24 protein-coding genes are annotated in these 19,639 nt (G+C 59.4%); 9 read left to right on the top strand and 15 right to left on the bottom strand.

Going from position 1 to position 19,639, the window contains the following annotated elements:
• The gene (locus ACM110_RS12765; protein WP_416128044.1) at positions 1 to 354 is read right to left on the bottom strand and encodes an MGMT family protein; all 354 of its coding nucleotides are present in this window, start codon (positions 352 to 354) and stop codon (positions 1 to 3) included.
• Between the two features lie 176 nt (positions 355 to 530).
• On the opposite strand from ACM110_RS12765, the gene ACM110_RS12760 reads away from it, so the two are divergent.
• Positions 531 to 1,538, top strand: coding sequence for a DUF481 domain-containing protein (locus ACM110_RS12760; RefSeq protein WP_416128043.1), 1,008 nt, complete (start codon positions 531 to 533; stop codon positions 1,536 to 1,538).
• Between the two features lie 157 nt (positions 1,539 to 1,695).
• On the opposite strand, the gene ACM110_RS12755 is transcribed toward ACM110_RS12760, so the two are convergent.
• The gene (locus tag ACM110_RS12755; protein WP_002554837.1) at positions 1,696 to 1,905 is read right to left on the bottom strand and encodes a cold-shock protein; all 210 of its coding nucleotides are present in this window, start codon (positions 1,903 to 1,905) and stop codon (positions 1,696 to 1,698) included.
• A gap of 353 nt (positions 1,906 to 2,258) precedes the next feature.
• On the opposite strand from ACM110_RS12755, the gene dcd reads away from it, so the two are divergent.
• From dcd to ACM110_RS12740, 3 genes are all read left to right on the top strand, one after another.
• Positions 2,259 to 2,825: a dCTP deaminase gene (gene dcd, locus ACM110_RS12750; RefSeq protein WP_046816561.1), complete on the top strand. Its 567-nt coding sequence runs from the start codon at positions 2,259 to 2,261 to the stop codon at positions 2,823 to 2,825.
• A gap of 107 nt (positions 2,826 to 2,932) precedes the next feature.
• Positions 2,933 to 3,142, top strand: a complete 210-nt coding sequence (locus ACM110_RS12745; protein ID WP_416128042.1) for a hypothetical protein — start codon at positions 2,933 to 2,935, stop codon at positions 3,140 to 3,142.
• Between the two features lie 245 nt (positions 3,143 to 3,387).
• Positions 3,388 to 3,756: a hypothetical protein gene (locus tag ACM110_RS12740; RefSeq protein ID WP_416128041.1), complete on the top strand. Its 369-nt coding sequence runs from the start codon at positions 3,388 to 3,390 to the stop codon at positions 3,754 to 3,756.
• A 94-nt stretch (positions 3,757 to 3,850) separates the two neighbouring features.
• On the opposite strand, the gene ACM110_RS12735 is transcribed toward ACM110_RS12740, so the two are convergent.
• From ACM110_RS12735 to ACM110_RS12700, 8 genes are all read right to left on the bottom strand, one after another.
• Positions 3,851 to 4,615: an ABC transporter ATP-binding protein gene (locus tag ACM110_RS12735; RefSeq protein WP_056856146.1), complete on the bottom strand. Its 765-nt coding sequence runs from the start codon at positions 4,613 to 4,615 to the stop codon at positions 3,851 to 3,853.
• A gap of 13 nt (positions 4,616 to 4,628) precedes the next feature.
• Entirely contained in the window at positions 4,629 to 5,747 is a 1,119-nt protein-coding gene (locus tag ACM110_RS12730; RefSeq protein ID WP_338585097.1) for a succinylglutamate desuccinylase/aspartoacylase family protein, read from the bottom strand.
• Between the two features lie 11 nt (positions 5,748 to 5,758).
• Positions 5,759 to 6,469 (bottom strand): ABC transporter permease, encoded by a 711-nt coding sequence (locus tag ACM110_RS12725; protein ID WP_338585098.1) that lies wholly within the window; start codon positions 6,467 to 6,469, stop codon positions 5,759 to 5,761.
• Positions 6,466 to 7,194, bottom strand: a complete 729-nt coding sequence (locus tag ACM110_RS12720; protein ID WP_338585099.1) for an ABC transporter permease — start codon at positions 7,192 to 7,194, stop codon at positions 6,466 to 6,468. Before ACM110_RS12720 ends, ACM110_RS12725 begins: the two co-directional genes overlap by 4 nt.
• A gap of 56 nt (positions 7,195 to 7,250) precedes the next feature.
• On the bottom strand, positions 7,251 to 8,033 hold the full coding sequence (locus tag ACM110_RS12715) for a transporter substrate-binding domain-containing protein (RefSeq protein ID WP_338585100.1): 783 nt from the start codon (positions 8,031 to 8,033) through the stop codon (positions 7,251 to 7,253).
• A gap of 205 nt (positions 8,034 to 8,238) precedes the next feature.
• Positions 8,239 to 9,927: an ATP-dependent DNA ligase gene (locus ACM110_RS12710; protein ID WP_416128040.1), complete on the bottom strand. Its 1,689-nt coding sequence runs from the start codon at positions 9,925 to 9,927 to the stop codon at positions 8,239 to 8,241.
• On the bottom strand, positions 9,924 to 10,958 hold the full coding sequence (locus ACM110_RS12705) for a ligase-associated DNA damage response exonuclease (protein WP_416128039.1): 1,035 nt from the start codon (positions 10,956 to 10,958) through the stop codon (positions 9,924 to 9,926). The genes ACM110_RS12710 and ACM110_RS12705 overlap by 4 nt, the downstream gene beginning before the upstream one ends.
• A gap of 154 nt (positions 10,959 to 11,112) precedes the next feature.
• Positions 11,113 to 13,563: a penicillin acylase family protein gene (locus ACM110_RS12700; protein ID WP_416128038.1), complete on the bottom strand. Its 2,451-nt coding sequence runs from the start codon at positions 13,561 to 13,563 to the stop codon at positions 11,113 to 11,115.
• Positions 13,564 to 13,700: 137 nt separating this feature from the next.
• Between ACM110_RS12700 and ACM110_RS12695 the strand changes: the two genes are divergently transcribed.
• Positions 13,701 to 14,258 carry a cysteine hydrolase family protein gene (locus ACM110_RS12695; protein WP_416128139.1) on the top strand — a complete coding sequence of 186 codons (558 nt, stop codon included), beginning with the start codon at positions 13,701 to 13,703 and terminating at the stop codon, positions 14,256 to 14,258.
• A gap of 68 nt (positions 14,259 to 14,326) precedes the next feature.
• On the opposite strand, the gene ACM110_RS12690 is transcribed toward ACM110_RS12695, so the two are convergent.
• The 4 genes from ACM110_RS12690 to ACM110_RS12675 all read right to left on the bottom strand — a co-directional run bounded on the left by ACM110_RS12690 (position 14,327) and on the right by ACM110_RS12675 (position 16,161).
• On the bottom strand, positions 14,327 to 14,527 hold the full coding sequence (locus ACM110_RS12690) for an SEC-C metal-binding domain-containing protein (protein WP_034146774.1): 201 nt from the start codon (positions 14,525 to 14,527) through the stop codon (positions 14,327 to 14,329).
• A 5-nt stretch (positions 14,528 to 14,532) separates the two neighbouring features.
• Positions 14,533 to 15,018 carry an LEA type 2 family protein gene (locus ACM110_RS12685; RefSeq protein WP_416128037.1) on the bottom strand — a complete coding sequence of 162 codons (486 nt, stop codon included), beginning with the start codon at positions 15,016 to 15,018 and terminating at the stop codon, positions 14,533 to 14,535.
• A 164-nt stretch (positions 15,019 to 15,182) separates the two neighbouring features.
• Complete coding sequence (locus tag ACM110_RS12680) at positions 15,183 to 15,659, bottom strand: YchJ family protein (RefSeq protein ID WP_416128036.1); 477 nt, start codon at positions 15,657 to 15,659, stop codon at positions 15,183 to 15,185.
• Positions 15,660 to 15,663: 4 nt separating this feature from the next.
• Positions 15,664 to 16,161 carry a DUF6231 family protein gene (locus ACM110_RS12675; RefSeq protein WP_416128035.1) on the bottom strand — a complete coding sequence of 166 codons (498 nt, stop codon included), beginning with the start codon at positions 16,159 to 16,161 and terminating at the stop codon, positions 15,664 to 15,666.
• A 190-nt stretch (positions 16,162 to 16,351) separates the two neighbouring features.
• On the opposite strand from ACM110_RS12675, the gene ACM110_RS12670 reads away from it, so the two are divergent.
• From ACM110_RS12670 to ACM110_RS12655, 4 genes are all read left to right on the top strand, one after another.
• On the top strand, positions 16,352 to 17,047 hold the full coding sequence (locus tag ACM110_RS12670) for an OmpA family protein (protein WP_416128034.1): 696 nt from the start codon (positions 16,352 to 16,354) through the stop codon (positions 17,045 to 17,047).
• Positions 17,048 to 17,136: 89 nt separating this feature from the next.
• Positions 17,137 to 17,850 (top strand): OmpA family protein, encoded by a 714-nt coding sequence (locus ACM110_RS12665; RefSeq protein ID WP_416128033.1) that lies wholly within the window; start codon positions 17,137 to 17,139, stop codon positions 17,848 to 17,850.
• Between the two features lie 147 nt (positions 17,851 to 17,997).
• Positions 17,998 to 18,276, top strand: a complete 279-nt coding sequence (locus ACM110_RS12660) for a DUF1145 domain-containing protein (RefSeq protein ID WP_416128032.1) — start codon at positions 17,998 to 18,000, stop codon at positions 18,274 to 18,276.
• Positions 18,269 to 19,027 (top strand): collagen-like protein, encoded by a 759-nt coding sequence (locus ACM110_RS12655; protein ID WP_416128031.1) that lies wholly within the window; start codon positions 18,269 to 18,271, stop codon positions 19,025 to 19,027. Before ACM110_RS12660 ends, ACM110_RS12655 begins: the two co-directional genes overlap by 8 nt.
• Positions 19,028 to 19,147: 120 nt before the next feature.
• Here ACM110_RS12655 and ACM110_RS12650 read toward each other — a convergent pair whose 3' ends face one another.
• Positions 19,148 to 19,612 carry a CopD family protein gene (locus ACM110_RS12650; RefSeq protein WP_416128030.1) on the bottom strand — a complete coding sequence of 155 codons (465 nt, stop codon included), beginning with the start codon at positions 19,610 to 19,612 and terminating at the stop codon, positions 19,148 to 19,150.
• Positions 19,613 to 19,639 lie beyond the last annotated feature (27 nt).

The raw sequence follows: 19,639 nt of genomic DNA, 5'->3' as shown, positions 1-19,639 counted from the left end.
CTAACCGCTGTGCTCTACCGGGCGCCACCCATGGCGCTGAATATCAACACGATTATTCAGGATACTGATGCCCTCCATGCGCAATCGCGCGCGTTGTTCGTCCCCGGATGGGCTGCCAACTGGCAGGCTGATGCGCCCGCCGGCGCCGAGCACGCGGTGCCAAGGCAATTTGCTGTCGCCGGGCAGTTGGCTCAAGGTCCGACCTACCCAACGGGCGGCACGCCCCAGACCGGCCAGCTCTGCCAATTGACCATAACTCACCACTTTGCCTTCTGGCACTTGCGCCAGGGTCAGGTAGAGCGCCGTGCGTCGGATTTGTGCAGGGCTTTCTGGTTCAGCGTTGGGTTCGATCACGTGCCGTTCCTAAAACAAATGTGCCTGAAAAAATTCACAGTACCGTCCGTAGAGTAAATCCTGGATCGCCAGTTGAGAAATGAACTCAATAGAAATAGTCGGGTCAGTCCTTGCTAGGGCCTTATTCCTGCGGATAATGCCGACTTTTTTTCGCGAACCTGAGCCTGTATTTGCTTATGTTGTCCAGAACCCTGCTGTGCCTCGCTGTCGTCAGTGCTTCCACTCCCTTGCTCGCGGATACCGTCTGGTTGAAGAACGGTGACAAGTTGAGCGGCAAGATCATTCTGTTCGATGGCGGCAAGCTGTTGGTTCAGACCGAGTACGCCGGCGCCGTGCCGATCGATTGGAGCAAGGTGAAAACCCTGGAGAGCGATCAGCATCTCTTGGTCAAACAGGATGCCTATACCGGCGAAGTGGCCAAGTCGCTGCATGCGGCGGAGGATGGCAAGGTGACCCTGGCCAACGGTGACGCACCGAAAACCGTGGAGCTGGCGAGTATCCAGCAGATGCTCAAGCCCAAGCCGGTGGTCGAAGATCTAGTGTGGAAGGGCAACATCGACGCAGCACTGGATTACCAGCGCGCCGACAAGGACACCGACGATTACGACATCGACTTCAAGACCACTGCTCGCCATGGTCGTTGGCGGCACACGGCGGAAGGCGAGTACAACCGCGAGTTCCAGGATGATGTGGTCACCACGGACAACTGGCGAGCCGAGTATTCGCTTGACCGCTTCCTGACGGAAAAATGGTTTTGGCAGGGTCGCTTGGTCTATAAGCGTGACAAGGTCGAAGATCTGTCGCGTCAGCGCACGGTCGGTACCGGTCCGGGTTATCAGTTCTGGGATGACGAGTTGGGAGCGTTCTCCCTCGGCTCGCTGGTCAACCGCACGGATTATGAATTCGCCGACGGTAGCAAAGAGAACTTCTATTCCGTGGCCATGAAGTGGGATTACAACCGCTACCTGATTGGCAAGAAAGTCGAGTTCTTCACCAATGGCGAAGTGGGCAAGCCGCTGTCGGGCGTGGCCGAATATGCGTTGGATGCCGAGATGGGACTGCGCTATAAGGTGACGGATTGGGCTTCGCTCAATCTCAAGGCTGAACGCGACATCATCGACGGCACCGACGATGCTGATCTGGACAAGACTCGCTACACCGCTGGCTTTGGCGTGACCTGGTAAACGTCAAAAGATCGCAGCCTTCGGCAGCTCCTACAGGCGTACACATGACCTTGTAGGAGCTGCCGAAGGCTGCGATCTTTTTTGTTCGGGCAAAAACACTTGCCCACAAAAAAGCCCCGCTTTTGAGGGCGGGGCTTTTTACTAAAGCAAGTACAAGTTAGATAACTTGAACTTCTTCAGCTTGCATGCCTTTCTGACCGCGGGTAGCGATGAAAGAAACCTGTTGGCCTTCTTTCAGGCTTTTGAAGCCGTCGGATTGGATAGCTTTGAAGTGAACGAACAGGTCGTCACCGGATTGTGGAGTGATGAAGCCGAAGCCTTTTTCATCGTTGAACCACTTAACGGTACCGGTTTGGCGATTAGACATGGTGTAACTCCTTGAACAAAGATAACTGCGACTCAGGAAGAACCCTGGCCGAGACTGAGTGCAAAGAGCAGGAAAAATTCTTGTAGATGGTTGGATCGAAATTCAACATATCGTGTAGAGATTCTCAGTGACACAAGCAGCACAGTGGCGCCACCTTAACCCTTTTTCCGGGACGTGCCAATGCTTCTTGCGAAGGTTTCTCGGTTTTCATGATCGACGGTGCACCGTATTGCTTCAAAGCTGCGCAAATCCGGCAGTATCGTCGAGAATTGTGTCCGGCACTTTGAACCCGGCGGCGCGCCCCGGTAAGATGCCGGACAGATTTTTCCACCTCGCTATTCAGGACACCCGCCATGAGCATCAAATCGGACAAGTGGATTCGCCGCATGGCGCAAGAGCACGGCATGATCGACCCCTTCGTCGAGCGCCAGGTGCGTGGCAGCGACGATAGCCGTGTGATCTCCTACGGCGTGTCGAGCTACGGCTACGATGTACGTTGCACGAATCATTTCAAGGTGTTCACCAACATCAATTCGGCCATCGTCGACCCGAAAAACTTCGACGCCGGCAGCTTCGTCGATATCCACAGCGACGTGTGCATCATTCCGCCGAACTCCTTCGCCCTGGCCAGCACCGTTGAATACTTCCGTATTCCGCGCAATGTATTGACCATCTGCCTGGGTAAAAGCACCTACGCGCGTTGCGGCATCATCGTCAATGTCACCCCGCTTGAGCCTGAGTGGGAAGGCCACGTGACCCTGGAGTTTTCGAACACCACCAACCTGCCGGCGAAAATCTACGCCAACGAAGGCGTGGCGCAGATGCTGTTCCTTGAGTCTGACGAAGAATGTGAAGTGTCCTACAAGGACCGTGGCGGCAAGTATCAGGGCCAGCGTGGCGTGACTCTGCCGCGGACCTGAGTCAGCCGTCTGACAAACCGTGGGAATTCCTGAGCGAGCGTACACTCTATGGAGTGTACTGCTCCGATTCGCGCAAGGCGGATCGGGCCATCGCTCAGGAGTGCGTTATGAAGATCGATCCGCGAATAAGTGCCGAACTGGCAAGGCTTGAACCCAATCAAGTGGGCGTGCTGGCCTGGTCCTTGTTGGCGCAGCCCTCGGTCGTCCAGGCTGGCGGGATTCCCGGTCAACCCGACCCCGATACCCCGAACGAGCAACCTACCGAGCCTGGCGAGCCAACGTTGCCGGATGAGCCGCCTCCTGCCCCTGTCGCCTGAATCCTGCTCGTAACAAGGCCAGTGCCCCGAGGTCGTCGTCGATCTCGGGGCGTTGGCCTTGTTTGCGTTTTCCGTTTATCAAACGGTCGCCGTTTTCAGCTCTGATCCTGACTTCTCATATTCGGAAATAAGTGTGTTCGCCGCTGAAACCAATCGGCGGAATAGCCGTGTTTTCATTTCGGCCTTCCACACGCCCAAGGCCTTGTGAAGGCCTGCGCACAACAATATGAAAAAGGAATTTCAGGATGAGTACGAATCGAACAGGACGTTTGAGTGCCGATGTGATCGCTGCTAACGGGGCTGTAAAGTTTCAGGTGACGCAAGGGCTGTATTACTACGAACGCAATGGTCTGCACTGTATCGAGGCCAGTAACGGCGAAGGGAAAGAGTTTTACGTGTATCTGCCGGTCGAAATCCAAACTGGAATCTTCGGTTTGGGGCTGAGTGAACGGTCACCCATGATTATTCATGTGACAGATAGTTCTGAAGCGGAGCTGTATCGAGGCACGCTTGAGCTGACAGTGGGCGGGGATGCGCAATTTGCCGGCAGCTTCAGTGGGCTGGATGCCGATGGCGTGGAGGTGGAAAACGGCAGCTTCAGGCTGGAGAACTAAGTAAGTATCTGATCCTGAGCTGCCGCAGGCTGCGATCTTTTGATTTTTTCAAGATCAAAAGATCGCAGCCTGCGGCAGCTCCTACCAAGGCTTATTACTTCAGATTGCCGCTCAGGAATTGCTTCAACCGCTCACTCTTCGGATTACCCAACACGTCCTCTGGCGCACCCTCTTCCTCGACCAGGCCCTGATGCAGGAACAGCACCTGGCTCGACACTTTGCGTGCGAAGCTCATTTCGTGGGTAACCATGATCATGGTCCGGCCTTCTTCGGCCAGTCCCTGGATCACCTTGAGTACTTCACCCACCAGTTCCGGGTCGAGGGCCGACGTCGGTTCGTCGAACAGCATGACTTCCGGTTCCATGGCCAAGGCCCTGGCAATCGCCACACGCTGTTGCTGACCGCCGGAGAGGAACGCCGGGTACTGATCTGCCACTCGCGCCGGCAGGCCGACCTTGTCGAGGTAGCGGCGTGCACGGTCTTCGGCTTCCTGCTTGCTGCAACCCAGCACCCGGCGCGGGGCCATGGTGATGTTTTCCAGCACGGTCATGTGGCTCCACAGGTTGAAGTGCTGGAACACCATGGCCAGGCGGGTGCGGATTCGTTGCAATTCGTCGGGATCGGCGACGTGCATGCCGTGGCGATCCTTGACCATGCGGATCGCCTGGCCGTCGAGGCTCATGGCGCCGTCGTTGGGCTGTTCGAGAAAGTTGATGCAGCGCAGAAAGGTACTTTTACCCGAGCCGCTGGCGCCGATCAGGCTGATGACGTCGCCGGTGTTGGCCTTGAGCGAAACGCCTTTGAGCACCTCATGATCGCCATAGCTTTTATGCAGGCCTTCAATGGTCAGTTTGTACATGGAACAAGCATCCTCAAGGCGAAAGTAGGTAGCCGCTGCGATAGGCTTCGGCGCCCGCGACGTGGGCGATCACCATGCCAGCGGTGGCCATGCGGCGCAGCGAGCGGGCGTACATCAACCCGGCGGCGGTGCAATGGACAGGCGTGACACGGTCAAGGATCGGGTCGATGATTTCGGCGATCAGTTGCCCGGCTTCCAGGTATTCCCCTGGCAGTGCGGTGAACACCAACAGTCCGCCGACCGGCGTTGCTACGGGTTCAACACCGGCCAGCGGTGTAGCTGGGTAGGGCAGGTCGGGCAGTGGCGCCGGTTCGCCGGCAATCGCGCCGAAGTGAATCAGGTAGTCGATCAGCGCCTGGCTATCGAGACTGGCCAGCGGGTGATTGACGTCGCCTTGGCCGCGCAGTTCGACCGTCACCGAAAAACTCCCCGGTGGAATGTCGAAGTGTTCACCGAAGCGCTCTTTGAGCTGCCACCAGAGCAAGGTGAAGCATTCATCGAACGACTGACCGCCGGAATCAGTGGCCAGCAGGCTGGCCTCTGCGCCGATGTAGCGCGCCAGCGGCTCGACCTGTGGCCAGGCCTCGGGCGTGGTGTACAGGTGCGCGACGGCTTCGAAATCACAATGCAGGTCCAGCACCATGTCGGCATCGCAGGCCAGCCGTTGCAGGGTCAGGCGTTGGGATTGCAACTGGGTGCTGGCAGTCTGGCGGGCCAGTGCATTGCGCAGGCTGCTGCGGATGAGTTCGAGGTTGCGCTGCGAGTCGTCACCGAGTTGGCCTTCGATCTCGTTGCCGACCTCTTCGCTCAGGTCCACGAACCAGCGGTTGAAGTTCTGTCCGCTTTCCAGCTCATAGCGGCCCAGCGGCACGTCCATCAGCACTTGTTCGAGGCCCACGGGATTGGCCACCGGCACCAGGACGATTTCGCTGCGCAGGCGGCCGGCGGCTTCCAGCTCCGCCAGGCGCTGCTTGAGGTGCCAGGCCACCAGCATGCCGGGCATTTCATCGGCGTGCAGGGAAGCCTGGATGTAGATTTTGCCTTGGGCCGATGCAGGCCCGAAGTGGAAGCTGTGGATCTGTCGTGCTGTCCCCGGCAGCGGGGCCAGCAGGTCATGAATCTGGTGGCGCATTGCGAAAAATCCTAGTGGGTCGGCCCAAGGAAGGCTAGCCAGCGACGTTCGGCGAGACGGAACAGGCCGACCAACGCAAAGGTGACGGTCAGGTAGATCAGCGCGGCGATGCCGAACGACTGAAAGGTCAGGAAGGTCGCCGAGTTGGCGTCCCGAGCGACTTTCAGGATGTCCGGGATGGTCGCGGTGAACGCCACGGTGGTCGAGTGCAGCATCAGGATCACTTCGTTGCTGTAGTACGGCAACGAGCGACGCAGTGCCGAAGGCATGATCACGTAGGCATACAGCTTCCAGCCTGTCAGACCGTAGGCCTTGGCCGCTTCGACTTCACCATGGGCCATGCTGCGAATCGCCCCGGCGAAAATCTCCGTGGTGTAGGCGCAGGTGTTCAGGGCGAATGCGAGGATGGTGCAGTTCATCGCATCGCGGAAGAAACTGTCGAGCACCGGTTGCGCGCGCACGGCGGCCAGGCTGTAGATCCCGGTGTAGCAAATCAGCAACTGGATGTAGAGCGGCGTACCACGGAACAGGTAGGTGTAGAACTGCACCGGCCAGCGAATGTAGAAGTGCGGCGAAACACGGGCGATCGACAGCGGAATCGAGACGATGAAACCGATGAAGATCGACGCGCTGAGCAACCACATGGTCATGGCCAGACCGGTGATGTTCTGGCCGTCGGTGTAAAGGAAGGCTTTCCAGTATTCCTGCAGAAGTTCGATCATCGTACGGCCTCCCGGGTCCCGGCGGCGTAGCGGCGTTCGAGCCAGCGCAGAATGAAGTTGGAGGCACTGGTGATCAGCAGGTAGATCAGCGCAGCGAGCACCAGGAAGTAGAACAGCTGATAGCTGCTTTTACCGGCGTCCTGGGCAGCCTTGACCAGATCGGCGAGGCCGATGATCGACACCAGCGCAGTGGCCTTGAGCATGACCATCCAGTTGTTGCCGATACCTGGCAGGGCAAAGCGCATCATCTGCGGGAACACCACGATGCGGAACCGCTGACCGCGCTTGAGACCGTAAGCGGTGGCCGCTTCGACCTGGCCGCGAGGCACGGCGAGGATCGCGCCGCGGAAGGTTTCAGTGAAATACGCGCCGTAAATGAAGCCCAGGGTCAGGACCCCGGCGCTGAACGGGTTGATCTCGATGTATTCCCATTCCATGTAGTCGGTGAGCGACGTCAGCCAGGTTTGCAGGCTGTAGAAGATCAGCAGCATCAGCACCAGGTCCGGCACCCCGCGAATCAGCGTGGTGTAGCACTGGGCAACCAGGCGCAGCAGTTTGACTTTTGACAGTTTGGCACTGGCGCCGAGCAGGCCGAGCAACACGGCCACCAGCAGCGACATCGCCGATAATTTGATGGTCATCCAGGTGCCTTCCATCAGCAAAGGACCGAAGCCCTTGAGGCTGAAGGCTGAGAGCCCCAGATTTTGTAGGAGGTTTTCGAACATAAATCAGCAACCTGATCGGATGAAAAAAGCGCCCATCTCGCGATGGGCGCCGGGCATTATTTGCCGCTGTACAGATTCAGATCGCCAAAGTGTTTCTTCTGAATGGTGGCGTAGGTGCCATCATCGTGTAACGCTTTGATACCTTTATCCAAAAGTGCTTTCAGCTCGGTGTTACCTTTCTTAATACCGACCGCTGTTTTGGCTGGCAGCAGTTCGCTGTCGACCGGCTTGCTGATTTCGTAATCGGCGCCGTTTGGCGACTTCAGGAAGCCCAGTTCAGCTTGCAGCATGTCCTGGATGCCAGCGTCGAGACGGCCGGAAGTCAGGTCGGAATACACCTGGTCCTGGTTCTGATAGGCCTGGGTTTTCACGCCAGCCTTGTCCAGAACGGCTTTGGCATAGGCTTCCTGGATGGTGCCTTGCTCGTAGCCAACAGTTTTGCCTTTCAGCGAAGCGACGTCGGCGGTGATGCCGGAGCCTTTCTTGGACACGTAAGCGGTTGGGCCGGAGAACAGTTCGCCGGAGAAGTCGATGACTTTTTCGCGGGCCGGGGTGACGGTCATCGAGGAGATCACGCCGTCGAATTTATTGGCCTTGAGGCCAGGAATCATCCCGTCGAAATCGCTTTCGACCCATTTGCACTTGACCTTCAGCTCGGCACAGATTGCGTTACCCAGATCGATGTCGAAGCCCACCAGGCTGCCGTCGGCCGCTTTCGACTCGAACGGTGCGTAGGAAGGGTCAACGCCAAAACGCAATTCTTTGTATTCCTTTGCCATGGCGGAGCCAGCGGCCATGCACAACGCCAGTGCAGAAAGGGTCAGCAATGCTTTTTTCATTATTTATTCCCTAAAACCAATATGAGCGCTTGTGGCGCAGAATTATTGTTACTGGTAAGCGTAAGACCTAATGAAAGTAGCAATTTCCGAACCAGAGTGCCGAACAAGCGTTTAACAGGCATTCAGGAAATCGCCGGGATGGGATTAGTGCACGAAAACGGGCGCCGTGGAAGACCCGCACTCTTTTGGTTCTTCGGGAAGCCGATTACCCGAGCAGATCCTGCAGTGTTCCCAGATGGTCAGCCTCTTCGACCGCCTTGTCCTGGCGCCAACGCAGCATTCGCGGAAACCGCACCGCAATCCCGCTTTTATGCCGCTTGGACAGGGCAATGCCCTCGAAACCCAGTTCAAACACCAGGCTCGGTTTGACGCTGATCACCGGGCCGAATTTTTCGACGGTGGTTTTACGCACGATGCTGTCGACCTGACGCATTTCTTCATCGGTCAGTCCGGAATAGGCTTTGGCAAAGGGCACCAGTGTGCGCTCGCTGGCGTCGGGCGGGCCATCCCAGACCGCGAAGGTGTAATCGCTGAAAAGACTGGCCCTGCGCCCATGACCGCGCTGCGCATAGATCAGCACGGCGTCGACGCTGAACGGGTCGACTTTCCATTTCCACCAGACGCCCACATCCTTGGTTCGACCCACGCCGTAGAGTGCGTTGCGAGCCTTGAGCATCATGCCTTCGACGCCGAGCCGACGAGACGCTTCGCGCTGCCGGGCGAGATCGAACCAGTCCTCGCCGGTCAACAGTGGCGAAACCAGCAACGCCGGGTGATTGCAGTGGGCAATGAGCTGCTCCAGTTGCGCCCGCCGCTGCACTTGCGGCTGATTGCGCCAGTCCTCACCTGCCCACTCCAGCAAGTCGTAAGCGAGGATGACAACGGGAACGTCGCTGAGAATTTTCTTGCTGAGGGTTTTACGGCCGATCCGCTGCTGCAAGAGGGCGAAGGGCTGCACGGCGGGCGAGGTCGGCATTTGTGGATCGAAGGCGTCTTCGGTTTCCGGTGAAGCGCTTTTCCAGGCAACGATTTCGCCATCGATCACCGTGCCATCGGGCAGGCAACTGACCAGGTTCTGCAGTTCGGGAAACCGCTCGGTCACCAATTCTTCACCCCGTGACCAGACCCATAGTTGTCCGGCGCGCTTGACCACTTGGGCGCGGATGCCATCCCACTTCCATTCAACCTGCCAATGGCTGGCGGGGCCGAGCACCGCCTCGAATTGTTCGACCGGTTGCGACAGGGCATGGGCGAGAAAAAACGGATACGGCTGTCCGCCACGCTGGGCATGTTCGTCGTCCGATTCAGCGGCGATCAACTTCAAGTAGCTGGCGGCGCTCGGGCGGTTGGACAGGTCGGTGTAGCCCACCAGGCGCTGCGCCACGCGTTTGCTGTCCAGATGAGCCATGGATGCGAGCGCGCGGGTCACCAGCAGTTTGGAGACACCGACGCGAAAACTGCCGGTGATCAATTTGATGCAGAGCATCAGGCTGGTGCGGTCCAGTTGCGACCAGAGCCGGGGCAGTTGTTCGGCGAGTACCTCAGGGGATTCACCGCGCAACGGCAGCAACTTGTCTTCGATCCACGTCGCCAGACCGTCAGTGGACGCGTGGGGAGCATCGGGCAGTATCAGCGAAATGGTTTCCGCCAGATCGCCGACGGCTTGATAACTCTCTTCGAACAACCAAGGCGATAGCCCTGAATAGGCCACCGCCAAATCTTGCAAAACGCGCACCGGCACCAATTGCCGCGGTCGCCCCCCGGACAGGAAATACACCGCCCACGCGGCATCTTGCGGTGCGGCTTGCGCGAAGTAGCGTTGCATCGCCGCCAGTTTGGCGTTGCTTGAGGTCGTGGCATCGAGCTCGGCGTACAACTCGGCAAATGCCTTCATGGCAGCGTCTCGGCCGGCGCGGGTTCGGTGGTCGCCGGTTCTTCTTCGTCATCGCCGTATTCGGTATCGAAGGCCTGGGCGTCGAGACCTTGCTCGCGCAGGTGGCGTACCAGCACGGCGACAGAACCGTGGGTGACCATCACGCGTTCGGCTCCACTCTGTTCGATGGCCCACAGCAATCCAGGCCAGTCGGCGTGATCGGAGAGTACGAAGCCGCGATCCACACCGCGTCGCCGACGCGTGCCGCGCAGGCGCATCCAGCCGCTGGCGAAGCCGTCACTAAAATCGCCGAAGCGACGCATCCAGGTGCTGCCGCCGGCGGACGGCGGGGCGATGACCAGCGCTTTGCGCATTATCGGGTCGCTCTTTTTGACTTCGCCGGCGTAGATCGTGGGTGGCAGGTAAATGCCCGCTTCGCGGTAAACCCGGTTCAACGGCTCAATCGCGCCATGGGTGAGGATCGGGCCGAGGCTGGCGTCGATACCGTGGAGAATGCGCTGGGCTTTGCCGAAGGCGTAACACAACAGAACGCTGGTCTTATCTTCGGCCGCATTGGCTTGCCACCACTGATTGATCTCGGCGAAGACCTGCGCCTGGGGCGGCCAGCGATAAATCGGCAGGCCGAAGGTCGACTCGGTGATGAAGGTATCGCAACGCACCGGTTCAAACGGGGCGCAGGTGCCGTCAGCTTCGATTTTGTAATCGCCGGAAGCGACCCAGACTTCGCCGCCATGTTCCAGTCGCACCTGGGCCGAACCGAGGACGTGTCCGGCGGGATGAAAGCTCAGGGTGACGCCGTTGTGCATCAACCGCTCGCCATAGGGCAGCGTTTGCAGGTTGATGTCTTGGCCCAATCGCGCGCGCAGCACCCCTTCACCTGGGGCCGCCGCCAGATAGTGGCGGTTGCCGGTGCGCGCATGGTCGCCATGGGCGTGGGTAATGACCGCCCGTTCGACCGGTCGCCACGGATCGATGTAGAAATCGCCAGCGGGACAGTACAAGCCTTCGGGACGCGCGATGACAAGATCCATGGCATTGCCCAGTGGAGGGACTTGTTAGCTATGAGGTTGGCGCGGGGAGAGAAGTTCTATCGATTTTCCGAGATCAAAAAGCAAAAGATCGCAGCCTGCGGCAGCTCCTACACCGATCTCTGCAGGAGCTGCCGCAGGCTGCGATCTCTTGATCTTATTTGCCCGGTGTCAGGGTCAATCGTTTGGTTCCGTACACCTTGTCAAAGTTCTGTGGCTGCATCGGCAAGCTCTGGTACTGACCTTTAAGCCACGGATCGATGCTGTTCAGGTAGTTCGGGCTGGCCGGGTTGCCGGACTGGCCGGTGGCGTTCTGGCCCATCAGCGGTTCGGGCTGGCCGAAGTCGACGATAAAGCGCATGGCCGGTGCCAGCGTCGTATTGAAGTCCTGACCCCAAGCGAACGCGGCGGTATTGAGCGTGGTGTGATCGCCGCCGGCCGGCAGCGGGCCGCGTACGGTCTGGCCATTGGCGTTCTTCCATTCATAGCGATGCAATTTGCCCCACTGCCAGGCTTTGTGATCGCCACCCAACTGGCTGTCGCCGGCGGTAATTGCCGCTGCGAGGCTGCGAGCGAGGATCGCCGGTTTGTCTTCTTTCTGCGCGGTGCGTGCATCGTCCCAGAACGGACTGTCTTCGCGGCCTAGTAAGTGATCGGCCTGGGCGGCATAGGACAACTTGCCGTTGGCGACGAAGGCTTTCCAGGCCGGGCTGCTTTCCGGACCCAGTTCATCGAGGAAAATCTGCTTCATGCTTTCTTGCAGGAACAGCTCGTAGATCGCCGCGTCGGTGGAGGTCGGGGCCAGTTTGCCGTCGAACGCCATCAAGCGAGTCAACGCCTCGCGCGCCTTGCCACGATCCGCCACCGGCAGGGCTTCGATCGCCTGTTTGAGCGGCTGGGCCATGCCCGGAGCTTCGAACATTTTCTTCAGCTTGGCGGCGAAGGTCGTGGTCTGATCGTATTGCATGGCGATCAGGCTGCGGGTGTCGTGTTTGCCCACACCGGCCAGTTCGGCCAAGCGCTCGCCGCGCTCCGGGGCGGACCAGGAGTTGGACAGCTGCATGCCGTAGCCATGGGGAATGACCCGCTGGTTGGCGGTGCCGAGCCAGCCTTGCGCCGGGTCCTGATCGTAAGGGTGCAGCATCGGGTCGGCGTAACCGTCCCAATCGTAGCGATCTTCCCAGCCCGGCGAGGGCAGCAGGCCTTCGCCTTCGCGGCGATTCGGGTAGCGGCCGGTGACTTGCCAGCCGATGTTGCTGGCATCGGCAAACACCAGGTTCAAGGCGATGGCGCGGATCTCGCGGCTGGCGTCCGAGGCCTTCTCGACGCTCTGCGCACGGGACAGGTCGAAAAACGCATCAAGAGATTTGTCGTCAGTGAAGTTCGGTGTCTGCAACGCCAAACCGAAACCGCTGCCCTGTGCCAGGCCTTGGGCGCTGTTGAGCAATGGGCCATGGCGTGTTTCGTACACGGCTTCGCGAATCGGCCGCTGGCCTTTGACGAAATAGGTTTCGTTGCGCACGATCGCCGGCTGCCATTTGCCGTTGGTTTCGTAGGCGAGACCGTTGCCCTGGCGGCGGATTTTTTCCAGGAACAAATCCTGGTTGTCGCCCATGACGCTGGTCGTGCTCCACGCCACTTTGCCGTTGAATCCGCCCAGCACCATTGGCAACCCGGCGATGGTCACGCCGGAAGCTTGATACTTCGGCGCGCGAATCTGCACATAGGTGAACAACGACGGCACGCCCAGCGGGCCATGGCTGTCGCTGGCCAGCAGACTTTTACCGCTGCGGCTGCGTTGCGGGGCGATCGCCCAGTTGTTCGACGAAGTGGCGCCGAGCAGATTCAGGTCAGAGAGCTGGCCTGTGGCTTTGCTGATGTCAACCAGTCCCGGAATTTGTCCATTGAGCTTGATGCCTTGCAGCTTTTCGCTTTCGGCCAATGGCAATTTTTCGTCGGGAGCGGACGGCGTCAGCCACGGCAGCTTGTCGGTGGTGAGCGTTTGCGCGAGCACCAGCGCGGAAATCTCTTCCGGCAGGTTGGCGGACTGGCTGAAGTTCAGCAGGCAGAAAATCAGCGCCGAATCTTCCGGCTGCCAGTATTCAGGCTTATAGCCGCTGGCGGCGAGGTCCGCCGGCAACTTGTCGCGGTAGCGGAACAGGTAAGCGTTGACCCCGCGAGCATAAACTTCAAAGAAGCGCTTGAGACGCGGCGAAGACGCCTTGTACAGCTCACCGGCGCTTTTCTTCAGGTTGACGGCGCGCATGTAGCGGTCGGCGTCCAGCAGGTCCGCACCGTGCATTTCGGCCAGACGACCTTGGGCGAGCAAGCGCAGGGTGACCATTTGCGTGATGCGGTCGCTGGCGTGCACATAACCGAGGCTGAACAGCGCGTCGTGGAACGTGCTGCTTTCGATCAACGGCATGCCCATGGCATTGCGGCGCACCGAAACATTCTGCGCCAGACCCTTCAGCGGCTGTACACCGGAGGTCGGTGCAAGGGTGTCCTGGGCGTTGAAGCTCTGACAACCGGTCAGGCTCAAAACCCCCGCCACTGCTGCGGCAACGCCGAACCGGGGTAGAAAATGTGTAAGGGCTGGCGAGGCCATGGCAAAGCTCCTGCGGGGATAGCGTCAGTAAAGGCGCTACGTTAGTGAGCGGGAGGTGGGCGCGCAAGCGGGGTACAAGGTTATTTCAGGATTTGTCTGATAAGTTCAGCGACCAATGGTCAGGGAGATTCGTCGATATGCAGTTAACGGCAAACGCAACGCTGATCATCATCGATCAACAGAAAGGCATCCTTCACCCCAGGCTCGGCCGCCGGAACAACCCCGAGGCCGAGGAACGCATGCTGGAACTGCTGGGCCATTGGCGGCGCAACGGGCGGCCAATCGTTCATGTGCAACATCTGTCGCGATCGGAAGATTCAGTGTTCTGGCCGCAGCAGTCGGGCGTGGAGTTTCAGGAACGATTTCTGCCATTGTCGGGTGAACATCTGATTCAAAAACAGGTGCCGGATGCGTTTTGTTCGACGGGGCTGGAGGCTCTGTTGCGCGAGACGGGGATCGGGCAATTGATCATCGTTGGCGTGGCGACCCACAACTCGGTGGAATCCACGGCGCGTACGGCGGGCAATCTGGGGTTCGATGCCTGGGTAGTCGAGGATGCGTGCTTTACCTTCGACAAGGCCGACTTTTTCGGGCATGCCCGCTCAGCTGAAGAGGTGCACGGGATGTCGCTGGGGAATTTGCATGGGGAGTATGCGACGGTGGTCAGTAGTGCGACGATTTTGCAGGCAGGCTGAGAAACCTGTGGGAGCGAGCCTGCTCGCGATGGCGATTCAACCGGCGAAGAACCTCTTCGCCCGAAGCATCAAGCGCCGTGGCACTTCTTGAATTTCTTGCCGTTGCCGCATGGGCAAGGGTCGTTGCGGCCGACGTCTTTCAGGGCGTTGCGCACCGGTTCCTGGTGGGCGTGGCCGCAGTTCGGGCCGTGGACATGGCCATGGTCGTGATCATGGTGGTCATGATCGTGGTTGCAGTCAGGGCCATGGACATGGGGTTGCTGGGTCATCGGGGTTACTCCGGAATTAGATCGGCGGGGATTATCACGCCATTACGCGCCAGGTGCACGTAGTGAGCGATGAATAAACCGGTTTCCATCTCACCTTCCAGACGATAGGGAATGGCCTGCTCGGGGTTTTTCAGCTGTTTGACCAGATCCTTGACCTTGGGCCACAGATTAGTGCGGATCGGCACCCGGTAAGAACGGCTGGCCTTGGGGCCGATGGTAATCCAGTGTTCGTGCGCGCCATCGGCCAGCAGGATGCCGCCCAAGTGAATGCGATATTCCAGGCCGCGTACGGTCAGCTCGTTTTCGCTGCGGTTGTCGATGCGAAAGTGCAGGATGAAACGCTGCTCCAGCAGCTTGGCCCGCACCACCTCAACCCTGGCCAGATGCACCTCGGGGTCTGGCTCGTCATTGCTGAACCAGGACGCGCAGCCGCCGAGCGCCAGACAAAAGGCAAGCGTGAGCAGACATTGTGCGAGTCGCCGGGTGATCATGGTCGTTCCTCTCCCTTGAACCTGTAGCAGCTGCCGAAGGCTGCGTCCGGCTGCGAAGCAGTCGCGAAACCTGCATACACGATTCTCCTGAAACTCCACACTGTCCTGTTGGCGGGTGCTTCGCATTCGAACGCAGCCTTCGGCAGCTGCTACAGGGGGTCACCTCAACCGCCGAAATACCCCGAACAGCACTTCTTGAACTTCTGCCCGCTAGCACATGGGCAGGCGTCGTTGCGTCCGATGTCGAGTGCTACGGTGGGGTCGATGAAGTACCAGCGCCCGGCGTTCTGCACGAACGATGAACGTTCGCGATGACTGTGTTCCCCGCTGCCGTCGTGCCAGCGCGCGGTGAATGTCACGAAAGCGTGTTCCGGCTGGCCGCCGAGCACTTCCGAGTTTTCCACCTCAAGGCCGAGCCAGGTGCTTTGCGCGCTCCAGTCGCTGATCGATTGCCGATCGAGCCCGGCCTGCTGAGCGGGCAGGGTGGTCGCCACCAGGTAATCAATCAGGCCCAGCACATAAGCGCTGTAACGCGAACGCATCAGGGCTTGCGCGCAAGGGGCCGGGTGACCGGCATGGTAATGACCGCAGCAGGCGTCGAGCAGGGTGCCGCTGCCGCAAGGGCAAATGGATGTACTCATTGCGTTACCACCAATATTTCCCGAAGTTTTCCGGATTGGCCCAGAACCGTGAATTGAGCCAGTCGGGTACTTGTTTGTAGTCAAGCAGATCATAGGTGAACAGGGTCAGCACTTGATCATCACGCTGGAAGCGCTCACTGGCTTGCAGGGCCAGGGAGAAAAAATCCGTTTCCAGCCAGCCGCTGGCGGGCAAGTCCGCCAACACCGCTATTCGGCTGGCGTTGAGGTTGCGGATGCCGCCCAGCAAATTCAGACCGTCGCGTTTGGGCAAGTGTTCGAGGCAATCGACCACCAGCGCCAGGTCAAACCGGCGGGCCGCCAATTCGGCGGGCAACGGCCCGGGCGCCGCGTGCGCGATACAGCTGTCCGGGTGCGCGAGCTTGAAAGCTTCGAGCGCGGGGAACTCGCTGGCGCCGATCAGCAACAGGCGCGAAGGGGCGTAACGGTCCAGCAAAGCGGCCAGCGCCTGTTGCGGCGTACGCGAAGAAATACCTGCAATCATTGAAGATCCTCACTCAGATCTGCCAAGACTAGCCTGCCCGCCAGTTCGAGCCTAGAGCGGGTTTGCCGTAAAAGTGACGATCTCCCGTGAATACGGGATAAATCTGCAATGGCCTATTGCTGGCGGAGAACTAAACTCCGGTCTTTACTCCCTGAATCGGTTCTAAGCCGATCCTTCAGGAGAAAACTAGATGAGCATAGTTCGGACAGCATTACCCCTGGTTCTGCTAACCAGTGTGTTGACTGGTTGCGCAGGTTTGCAGAAAACCGACTGGCCGACCTGTGCGGCGGTCGGTGGTGTTGTAGGTGCGGGTCTCGGCGCGACCGAGAGTTCGTCGTGGGCAGGTTGGGGCGCACTGGTTGTCGGTGGTACTGCTGCCGCCTATTGCTGGGTTCACGGCGATGGCGACGAAGACGGCGATGGTGTGCCGGATAGCCGCGACAAGTGCCCGGGCACGCCTAGAGGCGTACAGGTCGATGCCGATGGTTGCCCACCACCAGCACCTGCTCCAGTGGTTGAAGAAGTTGTGGTAGTCAAGGAAGAAACCATCGTCATTCGTGATGTCCACTTCCAGTTCGATAAAGCTACATTGACCCAGGCAGACAAAGGCGTGCTCGACAAGATCGCCACTCGCCTGAAAGGGGAAGCACCTAACGCCCAACTGACGGTAACCGGTCACACCGACAGCGTGGGCAGTGATGCTTACAACCAGAAACTGTCGGATAAACGCGCCCACTCGGTGGTTGAATACCTGATCCAGGAAGGCGTGCCACGCAGCAGCTTCGTGTCTGTTACCGGTGCCGGTGAAAGCCAGCCGGTTGCCGACAACAAAACCGCTGACGGCCGCGCGATGAACCGTCGCACCGAAATCAAAATCAACCGCTAGGTCCCTCGCATCCGCGGCTTGTGCAGTCGCGGATGCGGGTCTTTACTCCTGTGTAACCGGCATTGGCCGGTGACACAGGAGCTTTCAACATGACCAATCTCACACGGACCGTCTTGCCGGTTCTGCTGCTTGGCAGCCTGTTGACCGGTTGCGCTACTCACAGTGATGGCACTGCCCCCCTCAATCAACGTACCTGGCCGATTTGCAGCCTCATTGGCGGACTGGTCGGTGGAGGTCTGGGCGCTATCGAAAGTGCCGGTTGGGCGGCCGGTGGAGCGGCGCTCGGTATCTTGACCGGTGGTTTGATCTGTTACGCCCAGGATGGCGATGAAGATGGCGATGGCGTTTTCGACCGCCGTGATCGCTGCCCCGACACTCCGGCCAATACGCCTGTGGAACATCACGGTTGCCCGCTGCCGCAATACCCGGCCAGCGTGAAACCTGCCGAACCGGTTGCGCCTGAAGTCATCACGTTGAGCAATGACGTGTTTTTTGGCTTCGATAAATCGGACCTGACCCCGACCGCGCAAAGCGAGCTCGATGCGATCATGAGCAAGTTGCTGGACGCCAACGTGGTGAGCATCAAAGTGATCGGGCATACCGACAGCGTGGGTGCGGATACTTACAACCAGGCCCTGTCGGAACGTCGCGCCAACAGCGTTGCCGAGTACCTGCTGAGCCAAGGCGTGGCGCCGAGCAAACTCACCAGCGAAGGCAAAGGTGAAAGTCAGCCGGTGGCCGACAACGAAACCGAAGAAGGTCGCGCAAAAAACCGTCGCGTGGAGTTGCATATCAATCGCTGAACCGCGGAATAGAGCCGTCGAGCGCGGATTCGCAGCGTTTCGACGGCCATTCGGCGATCTTCATGAAGATTTTTCGTTTGCCCTCTGGCTTATCCCGCGTGGAAGCCGTTACTGTGCGCGCAAAGAATAATTCTCATCGAGGGGCGTATGAAGGTGATATGGGGGCTGGGGAAGCTGTTGACCCTGCTGTTCTGGGCGGTGGTGCTGGTCAATCTGCTCATGCCGTTTATCCATCCGCTGCACCTGCTGACCAATCTGGCCGGCGGTGTTCTGGCGATCTTTCATTTGCTTGAAGCGCTGCTGTGCAATCGCAGCCTCAAGGGTCGCGCCCATCCTTGGGTCGATCGCCTGAAGATCTTGATTTTCGGCGTTTTCCATCTGCAAACCATCCCCGCTGCCACCGCATCTAAGGCTTCCCATGCGTAAACTCTGTCTGCTCGCCGCCCTCATCAGCCCACTGGCCTGCGCTCAGGTAGTGAGCGTCGAAACCAACTCGTTGATGCGCCTGCCCAACACTGCCAGCACCCTGCAACTGGAACGCCTGGAAGTGGCGGACTATGGCACGTTGCTGATTCCCTCGAACGTGACCGAAGTGACTGTTGGCGAACTGCACCTGGGCCGTGACGCGCGAATCGCGATAGTGCCCAGTGAGCAGGCGCTGGAGCTGAAAGTCAGCCGTGCAGCGTTGTCCGAAGGCAGTCAGATCACCGCTCGCGGCGCGCCGGGCACATATCTGAAGGCTGCTCGCTCCGGACGCAATCTGAACCTGCAGATCAAGACCCTGAACGCACCGCAATTGCTGGTCGACGCGCGCGGTGGTGCGGGGGCGCCAGGATTTGTCGGCCTCGACGGAGCCAATGGTCAGGCGCCGGGTTGTACCTGGGGTCAGGCCGGACGAGGTGCCGACGGCAGCGACGGCAGTGATGGTCAACCAGGCGCGCCGGGGGCCTTGGTCAAACTGGCGGTGCCGCGTGATTACCCGGCAGAACAGATCAAGGTGCAAGTGGCCGGTGGCGCCGGTGGCCTGGCGGGTCCTGGCGGTAAACCGGGAGCGGGCGGCAAGGCCAAGGGCTGCTTTATCTATACAACCGATGGCGGCAAGGGCGGCAAACCTGGTACCGACGGGCAACCGGGGCCTGCCGGCGCGGCGGGTTCGGTGGTGGTGCAGCGGTTGTAATCCATTTCTTGCCTGGCGATTTTCCCTGTAGGAGCTGCCGCAGGCTGCGATCTTTTGATCTTGTTTTTAAAGGCAACATCAAAAGATCGCAGCCTGCGGCAGCTCCTACAGTGAGATTGCCTAGATCGTTGGCCGCACCGCAGCAATCACGATGACGACCAACCCCACCAGCAAATTAATCCCCACCAACCGCCGAATCCTCCCCAGCACCGCAGCCCCCGCCGGCCAGTCCTGCGCTTCAACGGCCGTGCGCAGTTCCGGCAGCATCAACGCCTGAATCCGGATAAACAGCGCGGTCATCACCACGTACAAGCCCATCATCACCTGCACATAGCGCGGCGCGTGTTCAAAACCGCTGAAGTTCAGGTTCAGCATGATCACGCCACTGACCGGCAACAGCACGACCGCACCCCAGACCCAGCGGAAAAAACCTTGAAACACTTCTACCCACAGCTTCAATCGGGCAGGGCCCTCCAGTGCTGTGATCGCCGCGGGGCGCAAGACCATCCAGGCGAAAAACATGCCCCCCACCCACACCAGTGCGGCGAGGACATGCAGGCTATAAACCAGGCTAAAAGCGGTCATTCGGGTACTCCGTTCTGCGCGGGATTC

Origin of the sequence: Pseudomonas sp. NFX98 (assembly GCF_047784845.1) — a bacterium.
GTDB lineage: Bacteria > Pseudomonadota > Gammaproteobacteria > Pseudomonadales > Pseudomonadaceae > Aquipseudomonas.
Note: the sequence above shows the minus strand (reverse complement) of the source record. Positions and strands in the feature narration are given on the sequence as shown.

Coding starts and splice junctions, on each gene's coding strand:
- ACM110_RS12760 (WP_416128043.1), top strand. CDS start 531: ATGTTGTCCAGAACCCTGCTGTGCCTCGCTGTCGTCAGTGCTTCCACT.
- ACM110_RS12755 (WP_002554837.1), bottom strand. CDS start 1,905: ATGTCTAATCGCCAAACCGGTACCGTTAAGTGGTTCAACGATGAAAAA.
- dcd (WP_046816561.1), top strand. CDS start 2,259: ATGAGCATCAAATCGGACAAGTGGATTCGCCGCATGGCGCAAGAGCAC.
- ACM110_RS12745 (WP_416128042.1), top strand. CDS start 2,933: ATGAAGATCGATCCGCGAATAAGTGCCGAACTGGCAAGGCTTGAACCC.
- ACM110_RS12740 (WP_416128041.1), top strand. CDS start 3,388: ATGAGTACGAATCGAACAGGACGTTTGAGTGCCGATGTGATCGCTGCT.
- ACM110_RS12735 (WP_056856146.1), bottom strand. CDS start 4,615: ATGTACAAACTGACCATTGAAGGCCTGCATAAAAGCTATGGCGATCAT.
- ACM110_RS12730 (WP_338585097.1), bottom strand. CDS start 5,747: ATGCGCCACCAGATTCATGACCTGCTGGCCCCGCTGCCGGGGACAGCA.
- ACM110_RS12725 (WP_338585098.1), bottom strand. CDS start 6,469: ATGATCGAACTTCTGCAGGAATACTGGAAAGCCTTCCTTTACACCGAC.
- ACM110_RS12720 (WP_338585099.1), bottom strand. CDS start 7,194: ATGTTCGAAAACCTCCTACAAAATCTGGGGCTCTCAGCCTTCAGCCTC.
- ACM110_RS12715 (WP_338585100.1), bottom strand. CDS start 8,033: ATGAAAAAAGCATTGCTGACCCTTTCTGCACTGGCGTTGTGCATGGCC.
- ACM110_RS12710 (WP_416128040.1), bottom strand. CDS start 9,927: ATGAAGGCATTTGCCGAGTTGTACGCCGAGCTCGATGCCACGACCTCA.
- ACM110_RS12705 (WP_416128039.1), bottom strand. CDS start 10,958: ATGGATCTTGTCATCGCGCGTCCCGAAGGCTTGTACTGTCCCGCTGGC.
- ACM110_RS12700 (WP_416128038.1), bottom strand. CDS start 13,563: ATGGCCTCGCCAGCCCTTACACATTTTCTACCCCGGTTCGGCGTTGCC.
- ACM110_RS12695 (WP_416128139.1), top strand. CDS start 13,701: ATGCAGTTAACGGCAAACGCAACGCTGATCATCATCGATCAACAGAAA.
- ACM110_RS12690 (WP_034146774.1), bottom strand. CDS start 14,527: ATGACCCAGCAACCCCATGTCCATGGCCCTGACTGCAACCACGATCAT.
- ACM110_RS12685 (WP_416128037.1), bottom strand. CDS start 15,018: ATGATCACCCGGCGACTCGCACAATGTCTGCTCACGCTTGCCTTTTGT.
- ACM110_RS12680 (WP_416128036.1), bottom strand. CDS start 15,659: ATGAGTACATCCATTTGCCCTTGCGGCAGCGGCACCCTGCTCGACGCC.
- ACM110_RS12675 (WP_416128035.1), bottom strand. CDS start 16,161: ATGATTGCAGGTATTTCTTCGCGTACGCCGCAACAGGCGCTGGCCGCT.
- ACM110_RS12670 (WP_416128034.1), top strand. CDS start 16,352: ATGAGCATAGTTCGGACAGCATTACCCCTGGTTCTGCTAACCAGTGTG.
- ACM110_RS12665 (WP_416128033.1), top strand. CDS start 17,137: ATGACCAATCTCACACGGACCGTCTTGCCGGTTCTGCTGCTTGGCAGC.
- ACM110_RS12660 (WP_416128032.1), top strand. CDS start 17,998: ATGAAGGTGATATGGGGGCTGGGGAAGCTGTTGACCCTGCTGTTCTGG.
- ACM110_RS12655 (WP_416128031.1), top strand. CDS start 18,269: ATGCGTAAACTCTGTCTGCTCGCCGCCCTCATCAGCCCACTGGCCTGC.
- ACM110_RS12650 (WP_416128030.1), bottom strand. CDS start 19,612: ATGACCGCTTTTAGCCTGGTTTATAGCCTGCATGTCCTCGCCGCACTG.